The 15,184-nt window shown below is 36.9% G+C and carries 16 protein-coding genes; 11 read left to right on the forward strand and 5 right to left on the reverse strand.

The features are described 5' to 3' along the window. The first annotated feature begins 262 nt into the window (after positions 1 to 262). Both NiCM35_RS17495 and NiCM35_RS17500 read left to right on the forward strand, forming a co-directional pair. Positions 263 to 511 (forward strand): hypothetical protein, encoded by a 249-nt coding sequence (locus NiCM35_RS17495; RefSeq protein WP_433780301.1) that lies wholly within the window; start codon positions 263 to 265, stop codon positions 509 to 511. Between the two features lie 60 nt (positions 512 to 571). Further along, complete coding sequence (locus NiCM35_RS17500; protein WP_433780303.1) at positions 572 to 703, forward strand: hypothetical protein; 132 nt, start codon at positions 572 to 574, stop codon at positions 701 to 703. 82 nt (positions 704 to 785) lie between these two features. Here NiCM35_RS17500 and NiCM35_RS17505 read toward each other — a convergent pair whose 3' ends face one another. The 4 genes from NiCM35_RS17505 to NiCM35_RS17520 form a co-directional block, all read right to left on the reverse strand. Further along, positions 786 to 1,112 carry an AzlD domain-containing protein gene (locus tag NiCM35_RS17505; RefSeq protein WP_303985099.1) on the reverse strand — a complete coding sequence of 109 codons (327 nt, stop codon included), beginning with the start codon at positions 1,110 to 1,112 and terminating at the stop codon, positions 786 to 788. After that, complete coding sequence (locus NiCM35_RS17510) at positions 1,109 to 1,834, reverse strand: AzlC family ABC transporter permease (RefSeq protein WP_249879256.1); 726 nt, start codon at positions 1,832 to 1,834, stop codon at positions 1,109 to 1,111. Before NiCM35_RS17510 ends, NiCM35_RS17505 begins: the two co-directional genes overlap by 4 nt. Before the next feature lie 268 nt (positions 1,835 to 2,102). Then, complete coding sequence (gene brfA, locus NiCM35_RS17515; protein WP_095330638.1) at positions 2,103 to 2,312, reverse strand: ribosome rescue factor BrfA; 210 nt, start codon at positions 2,310 to 2,312, stop codon at positions 2,103 to 2,105. Positions 2,313 to 2,403: 91 nt separating this feature from the next. Further along, positions 2,404 to 3,621 carry an MFS transporter gene (locus tag NiCM35_RS17520; protein WP_095330640.1) on the reverse strand — a complete coding sequence of 406 codons (1,218 nt, stop codon included), beginning with the start codon at positions 3,619 to 3,621 and terminating at the stop codon, positions 2,404 to 2,406. Between the two features lie 460 nt (positions 3,622 to 4,081). On the opposite strand from NiCM35_RS17520, the gene NiCM35_RS17525 reads away from it, so the two are divergent. From NiCM35_RS17525 to NiCM35_RS17540, 4 genes are all read left to right on the forward strand, one after another. Then, positions 4,082 to 5,431 carry an aspartate kinase gene (locus tag NiCM35_RS17525; RefSeq protein ID WP_433780306.1) on the forward strand — a complete coding sequence of 450 codons (1,350 nt, stop codon included), beginning with the start codon at positions 4,082 to 4,084 and terminating at the stop codon, positions 5,429 to 5,431. A gap of 230 nt (positions 5,432 to 5,661) precedes the next feature. Further along, positions 5,662 to 6,471 (forward strand): transporter substrate-binding domain-containing protein, encoded by an 810-nt coding sequence (locus NiCM35_RS17530; protein ID WP_095330644.1) that lies wholly within the window; start codon positions 5,662 to 5,664, stop codon positions 6,469 to 6,471. A 163-nt stretch (positions 6,472 to 6,634) separates the two neighbouring features. Further along, positions 6,635 to 7,291 (forward strand): amino acid ABC transporter permease, encoded by a 657-nt coding sequence (locus NiCM35_RS17535; protein WP_172859163.1) that lies wholly within the window; start codon positions 6,635 to 6,637, stop codon positions 7,289 to 7,291. Next, on the forward strand, positions 7,288 to 8,010 hold the full coding sequence (locus NiCM35_RS17540) for an amino acid ABC transporter ATP-binding protein (RefSeq protein ID WP_433780309.1): 723 nt from the start codon (positions 7,288 to 7,290) through the stop codon (positions 8,008 to 8,010). Before NiCM35_RS17535 ends, NiCM35_RS17540 begins: the two co-directional genes overlap by 4 nt. Positions 8,011 to 8,107: 97 nt before the next feature. Here the strand turns inward: NiCM35_RS17540 and NiCM35_RS17545 are convergent, their stop codons facing one another. Further along, complete coding sequence (locus NiCM35_RS17545; RefSeq protein ID WP_433780311.1) at positions 8,108 to 8,869, reverse strand: class I SAM-dependent methyltransferase; 762 nt, start codon at positions 8,867 to 8,869, stop codon at positions 8,108 to 8,110. Positions 8,870 to 9,474: 605 nt separating this feature from the next. On the opposite strand from NiCM35_RS17545, the gene NiCM35_RS17550 reads away from it, so the two are divergent. The 5 genes from NiCM35_RS17550 (at position 9,475) to NiCM35_RS17570 (ending at position 15,176) form a co-directional block, all read left to right on the forward strand. Beyond that, positions 9,475 to 10,680 carry an amidohydrolase gene (locus tag NiCM35_RS17550; protein ID WP_433780313.1) on the forward strand — a complete coding sequence of 402 codons (1,206 nt, stop codon included), beginning with the start codon at positions 9,475 to 9,477 and terminating at the stop codon, positions 10,678 to 10,680. 46 nt (positions 10,681 to 10,726) lie between these two features. After that, entirely contained in the window at positions 10,727 to 11,941 is a 1,215-nt protein-coding gene (locus tag NiCM35_RS17555; protein WP_371472895.1) for a M20 family metallopeptidase, read from the forward strand. A gap of 236 nt (positions 11,942 to 12,177) precedes the next feature. Beyond that, on the forward strand, positions 12,178 to 13,200 hold the full coding sequence (locus NiCM35_RS17560; protein WP_275068567.1) for an ABC transporter ATP-binding protein: 1,023 nt from the start codon (positions 12,178 to 12,180) through the stop codon (positions 13,198 to 13,200). Beyond that, the gene (locus tag NiCM35_RS17565; RefSeq protein ID WP_095330653.1) at positions 13,197 to 14,210 is read left to right on the forward strand and encodes an ABC transporter ATP-binding protein; all 1,014 of its coding nucleotides are present in this window, start codon (positions 13,197 to 13,199) and stop codon (positions 14,208 to 14,210) included. The genes NiCM35_RS17560 and NiCM35_RS17565 overlap by 4 nt, the downstream gene beginning before the upstream one ends. A gap of 15 nt (positions 14,211 to 14,225) precedes the next feature. Then, positions 14,226 to 15,176 (forward strand): ABC transporter permease, encoded by a 951-nt coding sequence (locus tag NiCM35_RS17570; protein ID WP_095330655.1) that lies wholly within the window; start codon positions 14,226 to 14,228, stop codon positions 15,174 to 15,176. The last annotated feature ends 8 nt before the right edge of the window (positions 15,177 to 15,184 follow it).

Here is a 15,184-nt window from a genome sequence, read left to right on the forward strand (position 1 = left end):
TGGTGTTCATAAGACAGATGAAAACCGAAAAAGAAGGAGGTAGAGGAAAAAGTAGTGTTCATAAGACAGATGAAAACCGAAAAAGAAGGAGGTAGAGGAAAAAGTAGTGTTCATAAGACAGATGAAAACCGAAAAAGAAGGAGGTAGAGGGAAAAGTGGTGTTCATAAGGCGGATGAAAGCTGAAAAAGAAGGAGGTAGAGGGAAAAGTGGTGTTCATAAGGCGGATGAAAACCGAAAAAGGAGGAGGTAGAGGAAAAAGTAGTGTTCATAAGACAGATGAAAACCGAAAAAGAAGGAGGTAGAGGAAAAAGTAGTGTTCATAAGACAGATAAAAAACCGAAAAAGAAGGAGGTAGAGGGAAAAGTGGTGTTCATAAGGCGGATGAAAACCGAAAAGAAGGAGGTAGAGGGAAAAGTGGTGTTCATAAGACAGATGAAAACCGAAAAAGAAGGAGGTAGAGGGAAAAGTGGTGTTCATAAGGCGGATGAAAACCGAAAAAGAAGGAGGTAGAGGGAAAAGTGGTGTTCATAAGGCGGATGAAAACCGAAAAAGAAGGAGGTAGAGGGAAAAGTGGTGTTCATAAGACAGATGAAAACCGAAAAAGAAGGAGGTAGAGGGAAAAGTGGTGTTCATAAGGCGGATGAAAACCGAAAAGAAGGAGGTAGAGGGAAAAGTGGTGTTCATAAACAAGATGAAAACTGATAAGGAAAGAGCTAGAAGAAAAAGTGTTCATCAAAATAAAAAGCCTCTTTATATAAACAAAAAGAAGCTTTTTACAACATAGCTACAATACCAATCTTACGACAGCCATACACACAACTCCGAATAATACGGTAGTTAATAAACTTTTACTAAGAAAGGCAACAATAAGAGTAGGAATCGTCGCAAGAAGCGCTTCCCAATTAATGCTAATACTATTGCTTCCGCCAGTTTCTAAAAGACTTTCTACGATTAAACCGGTAAAAATGCATACAGGAAGATAAGAAAGCCACTTTTCGACAGATGGAGAAATAGTAAAATTACGTGCCACTAAAAAGGGGATTACTCTCGGAATAAACGTTACAAGTGTACAACCGATTAATAAAAGAAAAAAGGTCATATTGCTCATCATTTATCTGTCACCACCCCAATTGTAGCAACGACGATAGTCGATATAATAACACTTAAGCTGCTTGATAAAAAAGTCGAGAAAATAAGCATGCAGACAATCATCAATGTGATTAACAATAAATAGTGTTTCAGTTTAGTAGGTTCAATTGTTTGCAGCTGGAGAATAAGCAAAGCAATAAACATAGCTGGCAAGGCATAATCTAATCCGAATTGTTCAGGATCAGGAAACCAGCCTCCAATATATCCTCCGCCAGTACAAGCTGCAATCCAAACAAGGTAGGCAGTAAGATTTAATCCGTTCATCCATCTATCATTGATTGGCTCTTTTCTAGCAATTTTGGTAATAGCTACTCCAAATGATTCATCTGTTACAAGACTGGCAATGCCAATATTTTTCTGTATAGAATATTGGGTAAATTTAGGTGCTAGGGCGGAGCTTAATAATAAGTGACGTAAATTTACAATGAATGTTGTAAGAATAATCGCACTGATAGGACTTGCAGCTGCAATCATCGCACAAATAATAAACTGGGAGGCACCAGCATAAACAAATGTAGCAAGCAGGAAAACATGCAGGATAGATAAGCCGGATGATACACCGACTACTCCCATTGCAAGACCGATGCTGATATAACCAAGCAAGGTTGGAATACAGTCTTTTACTCCATCCAAATAGGAGAGTGTGTGTTGTTGTTCTTGTTCTACTACTTTAATACTTTCCACAGTCAATCCCCTTTATCGCAAATTAGTAATTGCATATATTATATAAGGACGTAATGTTTTAGGCAATGTCTTATTGTATAGGGGTAAGAGGGAGAGAATGCAGCTGAAAGATTAAGATTACATAAAGAATAAATAGTTAGCAAGAGTATATGTAGAGGATATTAGCGTATCAAATAAAATAGCCATATGTACGCGAAAAAATGAAACAATCCCGGTAAGGGTAGACAATTTTAGAAAGGGGTGTAGAGAAGGATATCCAAGAAAAATATTAAATTAAAAAATAAAAACCATTCTCATCATATCTAGAAGAATGGTTTTGTTTATATTTCTTTTCATTTCGCGTTAATCGTTCTTTCTTTGTTTTCGTTATTTTCGTGATTGGTACAATGCTGCCCCAGGAACCTCTGCGCATCGTTGTATCAAATCCATTTTCACGCAGCACTTTGTCGCGTTTCTTTCTAGCCTTTGATTTAGCCATAGTTATCCTCCTTATGATGACAATTATTTTTCCATTTTATTATACATCATAAAGGAGGAAAATGGTTATTATTTACACAGCAGCTAAATCTTTAGGAAATCGAATGTTTAGCTAGCTTAGGATGGCGGTGCATCATAGTAAATAGGAAAATACCGCTTGCTAATAAGAGAATACTAGTGGAAAAGAATACCATAGAGAAACCAAAGTTACCTGCGATTAGTCCACCAAGGGCAGGACCGATTATATTTCCGAGAAAACGAAGACTTGTTTCATATCCCATTACTTCTCCTTGCATAGCAATAGGTACTTCTTGTCGAATATAAGCAATACGTACAGGAACCATGCCCCCAATTGCAACACCGAGAATAAAGCGGATAATCAGCAATTGCCAGTATTGATTAACAAATCCTCCTGGGAAATAGATAATTCCGGCAATAAACAGGAGAATAACAAGTACTTTGAGGTGACCAGAGCGATCCCCCATTTCTCCCCATTTCCGTGCCATTAGTAAATTCCCTAAACCTGCAGCTGAGAAAGCTAAGCCAGCGAAAAAGGCGATATTTTCCGGACCATGCAATTTACTGACATATAAAGACAGAATAGGCTGGATGCTGAAATGGGCAATTTGTATAAAGGCTGAGATAAGCAGAACGGTAATGAATACAGGGTTTTTAAGAATATAGGCCAATACCTCTTTGCTTGTATAGCTACTTTTTGTACCCTTTTGAGCAGGCAGAACAAATTCTTTAGTTGTAAATACTAGAATAGCAGATATAAAGATGGCAAGTGAAGTAAATCGGAAAGTCGCCGCATAGCCGAAACTATCCGCTAATACGCCTCCAAGTAAAGGACCAATCAAAGATCCAGTAATACTTCCTGTCTGTAAGGTTCCTAATACTTTACCAGCAACTTTTTTGGGAGTTTGTGTGGAGATAAACGCTTGTGACATTGGGATAAAGCCTGTGAAAAATCCTGTGAAAAAGCGAAGAATAAAGACTTCCCAAACAGAATCGGCAAAACTCATTAGAAATATGGAAATGCCTAATCCGATTGCTAAAATGATAAGAATCGTTTTTCTTCCAAATTTATCGCCAATTTTTCCCCATATCGGTGAAAACAAGAAAGCTGCTACAAAGGTCACAGAGAAACAAAGCCCCGACCAATGCTGCACAAATTCAGGTGAATATTGACCAAATGATTCAATATAAAGCGATAAAAATGGGAGAACCATAGTCATGCAGGCACTAATAAAGAAGTTAGCGAACCACATGATTCCTAAGTTTCGTTTTGAATATTTTTGGTTTTCCATTTTGTAAAACACTTCTTTCTAAATATAGTAGAAATTTTATTAAGGTTCCTCCATCTGAAATGGATGGAGTACAAAAGGAGGGATGAGGAGATTGTTAGTAATTGCACAATAAATTTCGTTTAACTAAATATTAGTTTAACGTAAAATTTACATAAATGAAAGTATTTTGGATTATTATTTCCAATAAACAACGTTAAGTGACGCTCAAATTTTTGGATGAAAGTCTTTGTTATAGGTATTTATAGTGATTAACTCAAAATGAAAATCACATTAATTACCAGTTTTATTTTAAGATTTAAGGAGTAGAAGCCAAGTGGAAAAATACATTTGTTTACTCTATAAAAACAAATGTATTTTTAGAGAGGAAATGACTTGATTATTTATCATGAAATAGTGATAATAGCCATAGTGAACAATTTAGAAAATTGTTACTATTTAACAATCAGTGGGAGTTGGCGAAATGAAGGTTGTCAAATTTGGGGGTAGTTCTCTAGCTACAGGGAAGCAATTGGAAAAAGTGTTACAAATAGTAAAGGCGGATAAGGAGAGAAGGATTGTCGTCGTGTCTGCTCCTGGAAAAAGATATGATTCAGATACGAAGGTAACGGATTTATTAATTCAATGTGCGCAAGCTGTGGTAAATGGAAGTGGTTCTTCTTCTTATTTAGAGGAAGTGTTAGATAGATATGCTAGTATTGCTAAAGAATTGGATTTATCGAGTGATATTATAACGAATATTAAAAGCGACTTATTGGATTTAATAAATACATCTTCTAATATAGATGCTTTTATGGAAGCAATGAAGGCTAGCGGAGAGGATAATAATGCTAAATTAGTTGCACATTTCTTTAAAGCTAGAGGATTAGATGCCATTTATATTAGTCCAAAGGAAGCGGGCTTGATTGTTAGTGATGATCCCGGAAATGCTCAAGTACTTTCTGAATCTTATGATCGGTTATATTCCTTAAGAGAAGAGAAGCGAATAATTGTATTTCCAGGTTTTTTTGGTTACAGTGAAGCGGGAGATGTAGTGACATTTTCAAGAAGTGGATCAGATATTACGGGAGCGATTCTCGCCAATGGCGTGAAAGCGGAGTTGTATGAAAACTTTACAGATGTGGATGCTGTTTACTCTGTAAATCCTTCCATTGTAACGCAGCCGAAAGAAATTAAGGAACTTACTTATCGGGAAATGCGTGAATTATCATATGCCGGTTTCTCTGTATTTCATGCGGAAGCTTTAATTCCAGCGTATCGTGCAGGTATTCCAGTTCAAGTAAGAAATACAAATAATCCATCCGCACAAGGAACAAGAATAGTCGCTTCTAGAAATAATACGAATGGTCCTGTAATTGGCATTGCTAATGATAAGGGATTTTGTTCTATTTATATTAGTAAATATTTAATGAATCGTGAAGTAGGGTTTGCCAGAAAAGTTCTATCGATATTAGAGGATTATCATATTTCGTATGAACATATGCCTTCTGGAATTGATGATTTAACAATTGTTTTACGCCAAGATCAATTGACAGGGAAAAGCGAACAAGAGATATTGGCTAGAATATCAGAGGAACTACAAGTGGAAGAAATAAAAGTGGAACACGATTTAGCGCTTATCATGCTTGTAGGGGAAGGGATGCGACGTAATATCGGTACAAATGCCCGTGCATCCAAAGCACTTGCGAAAGCGGAAGTGAATATTGAAATGATTAACCAAGGTTCTTCTGAAGTAAGCATGATGTTTGGAGTAAAAGAAACAGTTGTCAAAAAGGCTGTAAAAGCTTTATATGAAGAGTTTTTTGTGGAGTAGAGAAAAAAGAAGTTCCTTTTTAAAATTAGAAAGAGGGACTTCTTTTTAACTCTTAAATTTTATGAAAATTCAAAAAAGTTTTCTTGTATATAAATAAACAAAAAGTTATAATGAATGCATTATACAAGATAGTGATAAAGCAAACGGAAAAATTTTTATTTTAAATTGATTGAAAATTCTATATTATTTTAATATACAGTTTTCAATCAATCAAAAGAGGGGGATTTACAATGAGGAAAAACGGCATTTTATTTGCTTTATTTATATCGATTGTTCTTGTTTTAGCAGCATGTGGGACAGGTTCAGAAAAAGCAAATAGTGATGGAGACGGCAAAAAGAAATTAAGAGTCGTTACAGATGCGGCTTATGCACCATTTGAGTATATGGATAAAGACAAGATTATTGGCTTCGATGTCGATATTTTCACAGCGGCGGCAGAGGAAGCTGGCTATGACTTTGAAATTGTCAACGTTGGATGGGACCCACTCTTTGCAGAATTAGAAAATGGCACAGCGGATGTTGGTTTATCAGCCATTACAATAAACGATGACCGACTTAAATCCTATGATTTCTCTGTTCCATATTTTGAAAGTACGAATAAAATTTTGGCACCAGAAGGTACTGATATTAAGAAAGCGGCTGATCTAACGGATAAGACTGTTGCTGTTCAATCAGGAACAACAGGTGCAGATGCAGTCGATGCGCTCCTAGGAAATGGCAATGAAAAAGTAAAAAAGTTTGAAAATAATAATTTAGCTATTTTGGAAATGAAGAATCAGGGTGCAGCTGCTGTTGTGGCAGATAATGCAGTATTAGAAGCATATGCGAAAAATAATCCGCAAGATAACTTTATCGTGATTGAGGATAAAGAAGGATTTGAATCAGAATACTATGGATTCATGTTCCCGAAAGATAGTGAGATGGAAGCTGATTTAAGCAAAGGTCTTAATGCTATTTTTGATAATGGTAAATATGCAGAGATATATAAAGAATGGTTTGGGCAAGATCCAGATATTGAAAATTTAAAAGCACAACAATAGAAGAGTCGCAAATGAGGAAGGTACTCAGGATGGACATTACCCGCTTTGACAAGGAGGGAGCACAATACTTCTTCTAGATTGTATCTTAGTGAGGGAATGTTCCTTCTGAGTGCCTATGCTGATGAATATCAGTCATTTTGTGGTCTTTGGAGGAGAAGAGGTAATGGATTTTAATTTTACGATTATTTTAGAGTATGCTGACTTATTTAAAAAGGGGATATTAGTGACCATTCAATTATCCTTGTATGCAATAGTATTTGGTACGGTTTTAGGTTTATTAATCGGCCTTGGAAAAATAGCAAAGAATCAATTGGTTGCTTTTCCTTTCCGTTGCTATATTGCTATTTTCCGCGGCACCCCTCTTTTTGTACAAATCCTAATTATTCATTTTGGATTTATCCCATTATTTTTAAATACAACCAATGCCACGATAGCAGCAATTGTTGCATTATCGCTTAACGCAGCTGCTTATATTGCAGAGATTTTTAGAGCTGGAATTGAATCAATTGACCGTGGTCAGATGGAAGCAGGCAGATCCTTAGGGATGACGCATATACAGGCAATGCGATACATAGTACTTCCTCAGTCCTTTAAACGAATGATTCCCCCGTTAGGCAATGAATTTATTGTATTAATTAAAGATTCTTCTTTAGCAGCTGTTATTGCTGCTCCAGAGTTAATGTACTATGCAAGGCTGATGATGGGACAGTATAACCGAGTTTGGGAGCCATATTTAACAGTAGCTGTTATTTATCTTGTCTTAACCTTAACATTAAGCTTCTTCTTAACTCGTTTGGAAAGAAGGTTGAAAACAGAATGATTGTTGTTGAAAAATTAAAAAAGTCCTTCGGAGATAATGAAGTATTAAAGAATATAAGTATGACTATTAATCAGAAGGAGGTCGTCGTAATTATTGGTCCTTCTGGATCGGGAAAATCAACTTTTTTGCGCTGCATCAATTTACTAGAAAGTATATCGGATGGAACGATTCATATTAAAGGGAAGAATATTACGGATAAGTCCACAAATATTAATGAAGTACGTAAGGATGTAGGGATGGTGTTTCAACAGTTTAATTTATTCCCGCATAAGTCAGTTCTTCAAAATATTATGCTTTCACCCATGAAAGTAAAGAAGGTCTCAAAAGAAAATGCTCGGATAAAGGCATTAGAATTATTGAAAAAAGTGGGCTTAGAGGATAAAGCGAATGTATATCCTGATTCACTCTCTGGTGGACAAAAACAGCGTGTCGCCATCGCGAGAGCACTCGCAATGGAACCAAGTATTATGTTATTTGATGAGCCGACGTCTGCGTTAGATCCAGAGATGGTAGGAGAGGTATTGGAAGTGATGAAGGAACTTGCCAAGGAAGGAATGACGATGATTGTAGTAACGCATGAAATGGGATTTGCAAGAGAAGTTGGAGATCGTGTGATTTTCATGGACGGTGGATATGTAGTCGAAGAAAATACACCAGTAAAGTTATTTACACATCCACAAGAAGAACGTACCATCTCTTTCTTAAGTAAGATCTTATAAAGTGGCAAGAAGACAAGTGAAACTTCTATTGAAGGAGATTCACTTGTCTTTTGGTATAGGTGTGCTATCACATGTTTTTATAAGGTTAATCTTACCATTATTGTTTTCTTACAGCTTCAAAAGTAATGATTTGACTTGCATTTGATGGTTGCTTCTCGTAAACATAATCAGCAGAGCACGTAATATCAGAGAAACCGATATTTTCCAAAATAAGCTTAAATTCTTCGATTCCATACCAACGCAAAGCAAAACGTTGTAACTCGGTTTGAATCAACTTTCCTTTACGCCATTTCTCATATTTCAAGTAGGAAATAGTAAATTGATTGAGCCAATCCAATTCAATCGATTTGTTTTCCAGCGTAATCCCATTCCCGTTAGGTAGGGAAAAAGTTGAAGTAGAAATCTCTCCTGTTTTCCAATCATGAGGTAATAGAAGATCAACAATCAAACGTCCTCCTGGAACAAGATGTTTATAAAAGCACTTCAATGCGTTTAGAGAGTCTTCTCGTTTTTCTATTAAACAAAAGGAACCTGTAGGAATAATAATTGCCTTATAATTAAATGGCAATGAAAATCCCTGTAATTTATCTTCATATAAATTAGGGCTTAATCCTCTTTCTTCACAACGTTTCCGACAAGAGTTCAACATTTCAGGAGAATAATCAATTCCATCAATTATATATCCCGCCTCAAGAAGTGGAATAATAAAACGTCCTGAGCCAACAGCAGCTTCTAGAATACGCCCCTGACAATTTTTTAACCGTTCTTGGTAATATTCAATATCCCCATTTAAAGAGTACCCCACAGGCTTTGTTAAATCGTAGAGCTCGGTACAAAGTTCGCTATAATAACTAAACATATAGTATTTTCCTCCATTTTTGTATACGGAAGATTTTTAATAAAAGAAACTTCTAATATTAACCCCTCCGTACCCTGTATTTAATTGATAGTTGGAAAGAACGGACTGTCATAGTAAATCACTCGCTTTCAATAAGAGATAATAAAAATATAACACAATATTTTGATAATTTTTTTATTTATGCTGAATAAAGGTATATATACATTCTTAAATCATCTCTAAATGAGGTGTCGCCCCAGTATCATCGAACTTGGATAAAATTTATTTGTAATAGAGAAAAGTAATATTTTTATCGTTTTGGGGAACAAGCATTTTTTACTTGATGGGCATGTGGTAGAACACCATTAGGAGAAAGGAATTAATTTAGTAGGAGAAAAATAAATGATGTAAACGATAACAACCCTAATAAATAGGGATGATAGGAAAAATAAAAGGTTGTTGATTTAATCTGAATATTTTGATGATTAAAAAAACTTATTATACATTGCTTGAAATTACCGTTAATATAAAAGAAATCAAAATTAAGGGATATGGTTAAGCTGCATTTTTTCTAACTTTTCAAGAAGTATTCCTTATTCATAAGCAAATTTATTAGGAGGGGTAGTATGTTAAAAAAATGGCATAGTGAATTAGCCGAGATGTTTGATCAAATGGTTGAGTGGAGAAGACATTTTCATCAGTACCCAGAACTATCTTTCCAAGAGGTGGAAACACCAAGAATGATTGCTGAAATTTTAGAAGGATTCGGTATTGAAGTAAGGAGAAATGTTGGTGGAAGAGGAGTAGTTGGGAAAATATATGGAGCCAAACCTGGCAAAACGATTGCGCTGCGAGCAGACTTTGATGCATTGCCAATTCAAGATGGAAAGGATGTACCGTATAAATCGAAGGTGCCAGGAGTTATGCATGCATGTGGACATGATGGACATACAGCTACTCTTTTAGCAGTGGCGAAAGTACTTCAAGATAATAGGGATAGTATTGCTGGGAATATTGTACTGCTTCATCAGCATGCTGAAGAATTATCCCCTGGTGGAGCAAAAGCAATGATTGAAGACGATTGTTTAAAAGATGTAGATGTCGTTTATGGGGCGCATCTTTCCTCATTAAATGAACTCGGAAAATATTATTATAAACCCGGATACTCGCAAGCAGCAGCAGATGCATTTGAAATTACCATTAAAGGAAAGGGTGGACATGGTTCCGCTCCTCATGAAACAGTGGATGCGATTGCGGTCGGAACGGCGCTAGTCAGCCAGCTACAATATATTGCGAGCAGACGTGTAGATCCATTAAATCCCGTTGTACTATCTGTAGGATCCTTTCATGGAGGAAAGGCGCAAAATGTCATTGCTGATACTGCTGTGATGACAGGAACCGTCCGAACACTAGATAAAGATCTGCGTTTATTTATGGAAGAAGAGATCAAATTAATGGTAAATGAGATTTGTGAGAGCATGCAGGCTACTGCTGAAATTAATTATATAAAGGGATATCCAGCTGTATATAATCATGAGGAAGAAGTAGAAGTTTTTGAAAAGGTTATAGAAAATTCATTAGATAAGAATATGTTAGTTCGTTCCGTACCAATCATGGGAGCAGAGGATTTTTCTTATTATTTGCTTGAAAAGCCGGGCATGTTTTTTCATACAGGAGCAAAAGCCTCAGAGGGAAAAGCTTATCCTCATCATCATCCAATGTTCGATTTTGACGAAAGAGCAATGATTTATGCTGGAAAAGCATTTTTGAGTATTGTCGATAATTATGTATCGATCCAAGTAAAAGAAAACCTTGCTGAACCAGTTCTATAAGAAAGAGCTTTTCGAAAATTAATGTAATGGGATGGGAGCGATTGAGATGCTAGAGAAATGGTATGAAGAAATTGAAGCTATGTATGAGCAAATGGTAGAGTGGAGACGATATTTACACGAAAATCCAGAGCTATCTTTTCAAGAAATTAATACAAGTAAGATGATTGGTGATCTGTTGGAAAGCTTCGGAATTGAAGTAAGACGAAATGTTGGTGGAAATGGGATTGTAGGTAAGATTTACGGTGCTAAGCCTGGAAAAACGATTGCCTTACGAGCAGACTTTGATGCCTTACCGATTCAGGATGAAAAGAATGTAGCTTTTAAATCGAAAGTTCCAGGTGTGATGCATGCATGTGGACATGATGGGCATACAGCTACATTGCTGGCAGTAGCAAAGGTTCTCCAGAATAATGCGGAAGAACTGGCTGGGAATGTAGTTCTATTACACCAGCATGCGGAGGAATCACCGCCAGGGGGAGCCATTGCCATGATTGAAGATGGCTGCTTAGAGGATGTAGATGTTGTCTATGGTGCCCATTTAGCCTCTGGCAGTGACCTAGGGAGTGTCCTTTATAGGATTGGACCAGTATCCGCTGCAAGTGATGCATTTGAATTGAAAATTCAAGGGAAAGGTGGACATGGTGCATCTCCTCATCAAACAATTGACGCTGTTGCAGTTGGCGTCCAAATTGCCAATCAACTAAAGCATATTGTAAGCAGAAGAGTAAACCCACAGAAGCCCGCAGTTATTTCCATTGGATCGTTCCATGCAGGAAATGCAGGAAATGTCATTTCAGATACAGCTGAATTAACTGGGACCGTTCGTACATTTGATGAAGATGTACGATCATTGATCATAGAAGAAATGGAGCAGCTAATTAAAGGGGTATGTAAAGCATTCCATGCAACTTATGAATTTAATTATACAAAAGGCTATCCCTCTACTGTAAATACAGCGGATGAAACAAATATACTCGAAAAATGTTTGATAAATACCTTGCCAGAAAGCAAGCCTGTCATAATAGAAAAACCAGGAATGGGTGGAGAAGATTTCTCTTATTATCTACAAAATCGACCTGGATGTTTCTTTTCAGTAGGGGCTAGAAACGAAGATATAGAGGCAATTTATCCTCATCATCATCCAAAGTTTACTTTTGATGAAAGGGCCATGCTCCATACAGCTAAGATATTTTTGAGTCTAGTAGATTACTACACGAATACAGAAAGGAAAGAGGCTTTGGTGAACAGCTCTACAATATAAAGTCTAGTATTCTAACAAGCGATAAGCGCCTATTAGCTAGCAAACTTCCAATCATCTCTGTTGCGTAGTCAACATCAGTTCACTAGCGATCACTGTGTTTCCTTTATCTTAGTCGGTGATCTTCGACGTACAGGGATGTACTAGTGTCGACGTTGCAACAGGACGTTGCGTAGTTAGTCGACCAGTTTGTACGCTGATGAGCAAGGCGCTTACGCTTTACTTGAAGGAGGGGAAGTATGGTGCGGAATATTTTAGAGGTGGAGAAATTGCAAACAGCTTTTCGGACGGATAAGGGGGAGGTTATTTCGGTAGAGGAGGTTACTTTTCAGCTTAAGCCAGGAGAGACTATTGGTATTGTAGGAGAGTCAGGCTGTGGTAAGAGTGTTACTTCCCTATCGATTATGAGACTATTAGGAAAACATGGTTATATCAAAAAAGGAACGATAAATCTGAAAGGAAAAGAATTAACGACACTAACGGAAGCAGAGATGCGAAAAGTTAGAGGAAATGAAATTTCGATGATCTTTCAAGAACCAATGACTTCTTTAAATCCGGTTTTTACAATCGGAAATCAAATGGTGGAATTAATTCGTCTACATATGGGCTTAAATGCCAAAAAAGCAAAGAGCTATGCGGTAAAAATGCTGAAAAAAGTAGGAATTCCAAGAGCAGAGGTAATTATTGATGAATATCCACATGCTCTTTCTGGAGGAATGCGGCAAAGGGTAATGATAGCGATGGCTCTATCTTGTAAACCGAAGCTTCTAATTGCAGATGAACCAACAACAGCATTAGATGTAACCATTCAAGCACAGATTCTTGAATTGATGAAAAGTTTAAAAAACGAATCAGAGACAGCGATTATGATGATTACCCATGATTTAGGAGTTATTGCGGAAATGGCTGATAAGGTTATCGTCATGTATGCCGGGCAGGTGGTAGAAGAGGCAGATGTCTTCACTCTTTTTGATGAGCCAAAGCATCCTTATACCAAAGGCTTAATCGAATCTATTCCACATTTAGAGTATGATTCCCAAGAAAAATTATATTCTATTCCAGGCTCTGTTCCGACATTACAGCAAATGCCAAAAGGCTGTAGATTTCATACTCGCTGCCCTCATGTCACTGAAAAATGCATTGCCGAAAAGCCTCCCCATATTAGCATAGACAATCAAGCAGATCACAAGGTTCGTTGTTGGTTGTATGAGACACAGCAACAAGGAAACATGCTGGAAGAGGAAAGGGAGGTTAAGATATGAGTGTAGAAATCTTGTCTAAAAAAGACAGAATATTCAAAGAACAAATGCAGCCATTAGTAGAAATCCAAAATTTAAAAAAATATTATCCGATTAAAAAAGGGATATTATCGAAAACCGTTGGCCATGTAAAAGCAGTAGACGGTCTTGATTTTTCCATTTATTCTGGGGAAACAATTTCCCTTGTTGGTGAATCAGGGTGTGGGAAATCCACTACTGGAAGAGCTATTGTGAAGCTAGATCCTCCGACAGATGGGAAAGTTTTATTTGAAGGAAGGGATATGGCTGCCATTCAAAACAAGGAATTAAGAAAAATTCGCACAGATATGCAAATCATCTTTCAGGATCCCTATTCTTCTCTCAATCCGCGAAAGCGAATCGGTGATTTATTGGCAGAGCCTCTAATTGCCCACAGACTTGCGTCAAAAGAAGAAGCAAGTAAAAAGGTAGATCGAATGCTTGAAATAGTAGGATTAACTAAATTTCATAAAAGCAGATATCCTCATGAATTTTCTGGCGGTCAAAGACAAAGGGTAGGGATTGCTAGAGCCCTTATGCTAAACCCAAAATTGATTGTTTGCGATGAACCGGTATCAGCATTGGATGTTTCTATTCAAGCGCAAGTACTAAATTTATTAAAGGATTTACAAAAAGAATTTAATTTAACCTATTTATTTATTGCCCATGGTCTAGGAGCAGTTAAGTATATTAGTGATCGAATTGCCGTCATGTATTTAGGCAAAATTGTGGAAATTGGAAAGACCGAAGAAATTTTTAGGAATCCAAAGCATCCTTATACACAAGTGTTGCTGAGTGCCTATCCGATTCCTAATCCTCATCTTCGAAATAGAGAGCGGATTGTGGTAGAAGGGGATGTTCCAAGTCCGGCAAATCCACCAAATGGCTGCAGGTTCCATACTAGATGTCCTATGGCACAAGCTATGTGTAAGGAGAAGGAGCCGCTATTAGATGGAGCAAATCATTCAGTTGCCTGTCATTTTCCACTAAGTTAAAGGAGGGAGATTCATTTGTTCCAATATATTATCAGGAGATTATTGATTGCTATTCCAGTGTTGTTGGGGGTAACGGTATTTAACTTTATTATTATTAACTTAGCTCCTGGTAACCCGGTGGATATGTATATTAATCCAGATACTACTCAGGCTGATATTGACGCAAAGAAAGAAGCATTAGGTCTTAATGATCCTATTTATATTCAATACTTTAGATGGCTTGGAAATCTTTTGCAAGGAGATTTTGGATTTTCCTATACAACATATGAACCTGTATTAGATTTAGTGCTAAATCGTGTTGGTCCCACGTTGCTCCTTATGAGCACTGCCTTAATTATTGCTTATATTATTGCCATTCCAATAGGAATTTTGAGTGCGACAAAGCAGTATTCTTGGATTGATTATTTAACTACTACTTTTTCATTTTTAGGTGTATCCATTCCTAACTTTTTCTTAGGATTAGGAAGTATTTACGTATTTGCACTTGTTTTAAATATCTTACCGACAGGTGGCATGTTTACGTTGGGAAGCAGTGGAGGATTTATGGATACATTGTTTCACCTCATTATGCCAGCCGCTATATTAGGAACCGGGATTGCAGGCAGTACGGTTCGCTATGTCAGAAGCAGCATGTTGGAAGTAATGGGGCAAGATTATTTGCGGACAGCAAGAGCAAAAGGATTAAAAGAGTTTATCGTTACCAATAAGCATGGATTAAAGAATGCATTAATTCCTATTATTACAATTATTGGAATGGAAATACCAATTTTAATAGGAGGCGCAGTAGTAACGGAGCAAATTTTTCAATGGCCAGGCTTAGGACAACTAACAATCCAGTCGATTTCCTCTCGTGACTATCCTACGTTAATGGCGATAAATTTTATTGCAGCACTTGCTGTCCTATTTTCGAATTTACTTGCTGATATTTTATATGCCGTAGTAGATCCGCGAATAAAGTATAACTAAGGAGGAGT

Origin of the sequence: Niallia sp. M35 (assembly GCF_050971705.1) — a bacterium.
GTDB lineage: Bacteria > Bacillota > Bacilli > Bacillales > Cytobacillaceae > Niallia > Niallia circulans_A.

Bases quoted from the DNA above. Each gene is read 5' to 3' on its own strand.
- NiCM35_RS17535 (WP_172859163.1), top strand. From the start codon at position 6,635: ATGGATTTTAATTTTACGATTATTTTAGAGTATGCTGACTTATTTAAA.
- NiCM35_RS17540 (WP_433780309.1), top strand. From the start codon at position 7,288: ATGATTGTTGTTGAAAAATTAAAAAAGTCCTTCGGAGATAATGAAGTA.
- NiCM35_RS17550 (WP_433780313.1), top strand. From the start codon at position 9,475: ATGTTAAAAAAATGGCATAGTGAATTAGCCGAGATGTTTGATCAAATG.
- NiCM35_RS17525 (WP_433780306.1), top strand. From the start codon at position 4,082: ATGAAGGTTGTCAAATTTGGGGGTAGTTCTCTAGCTACAGGGAAGCAA.
- brfA (WP_095330638.1), bottom strand. From the start codon at position 2,312: ATGGCTAAATCAAAGGCTAGAAAGAAACGCGACAAAGTGCTGCGTGAA.
- NiCM35_RS17530 (WP_095330644.1), top strand. From the start codon at position 5,662: ATGAGGAAAAACGGCATTTTATTTGCTTTATTTATATCGATTGTTCTT.
- NiCM35_RS17505 (WP_303985099.1), bottom strand. From the start codon at position 1,112: ATGATGAGCAATATGACCTTTTTTCTTTTATTAATCGGTTGTACACTT.
- NiCM35_RS17565 (WP_095330653.1), top strand. From the start codon at position 13,197: ATGAGTGTAGAAATCTTGTCTAAAAAAGACAGAATATTCAAAGAACAA.
- NiCM35_RS17555 (WP_371472895.1), top strand. From the start codon at position 10,727: ATGCTAGAGAAATGGTATGAAGAAATTGAAGCTATGTATGAGCAAATG.
- NiCM35_RS17560 (WP_275068567.1), top strand. From the start codon at position 12,178: ATGGTGCGGAATATTTTAGAGGTGGAGAAATTGCAAACAGCTTTTCGG.
- NiCM35_RS17545 (WP_433780311.1), bottom strand. From the start codon at position 8,869: ATGTTTAGTTATTATAGCGAACTTTGTACCGAGCTCTACGATTTAACA.
- NiCM35_RS17520 (WP_095330640.1), bottom strand. From the start codon at position 3,621: ATGGAAAACCAAAAATATTCAAAACGAAACTTAGGAATCATGTGGTTC.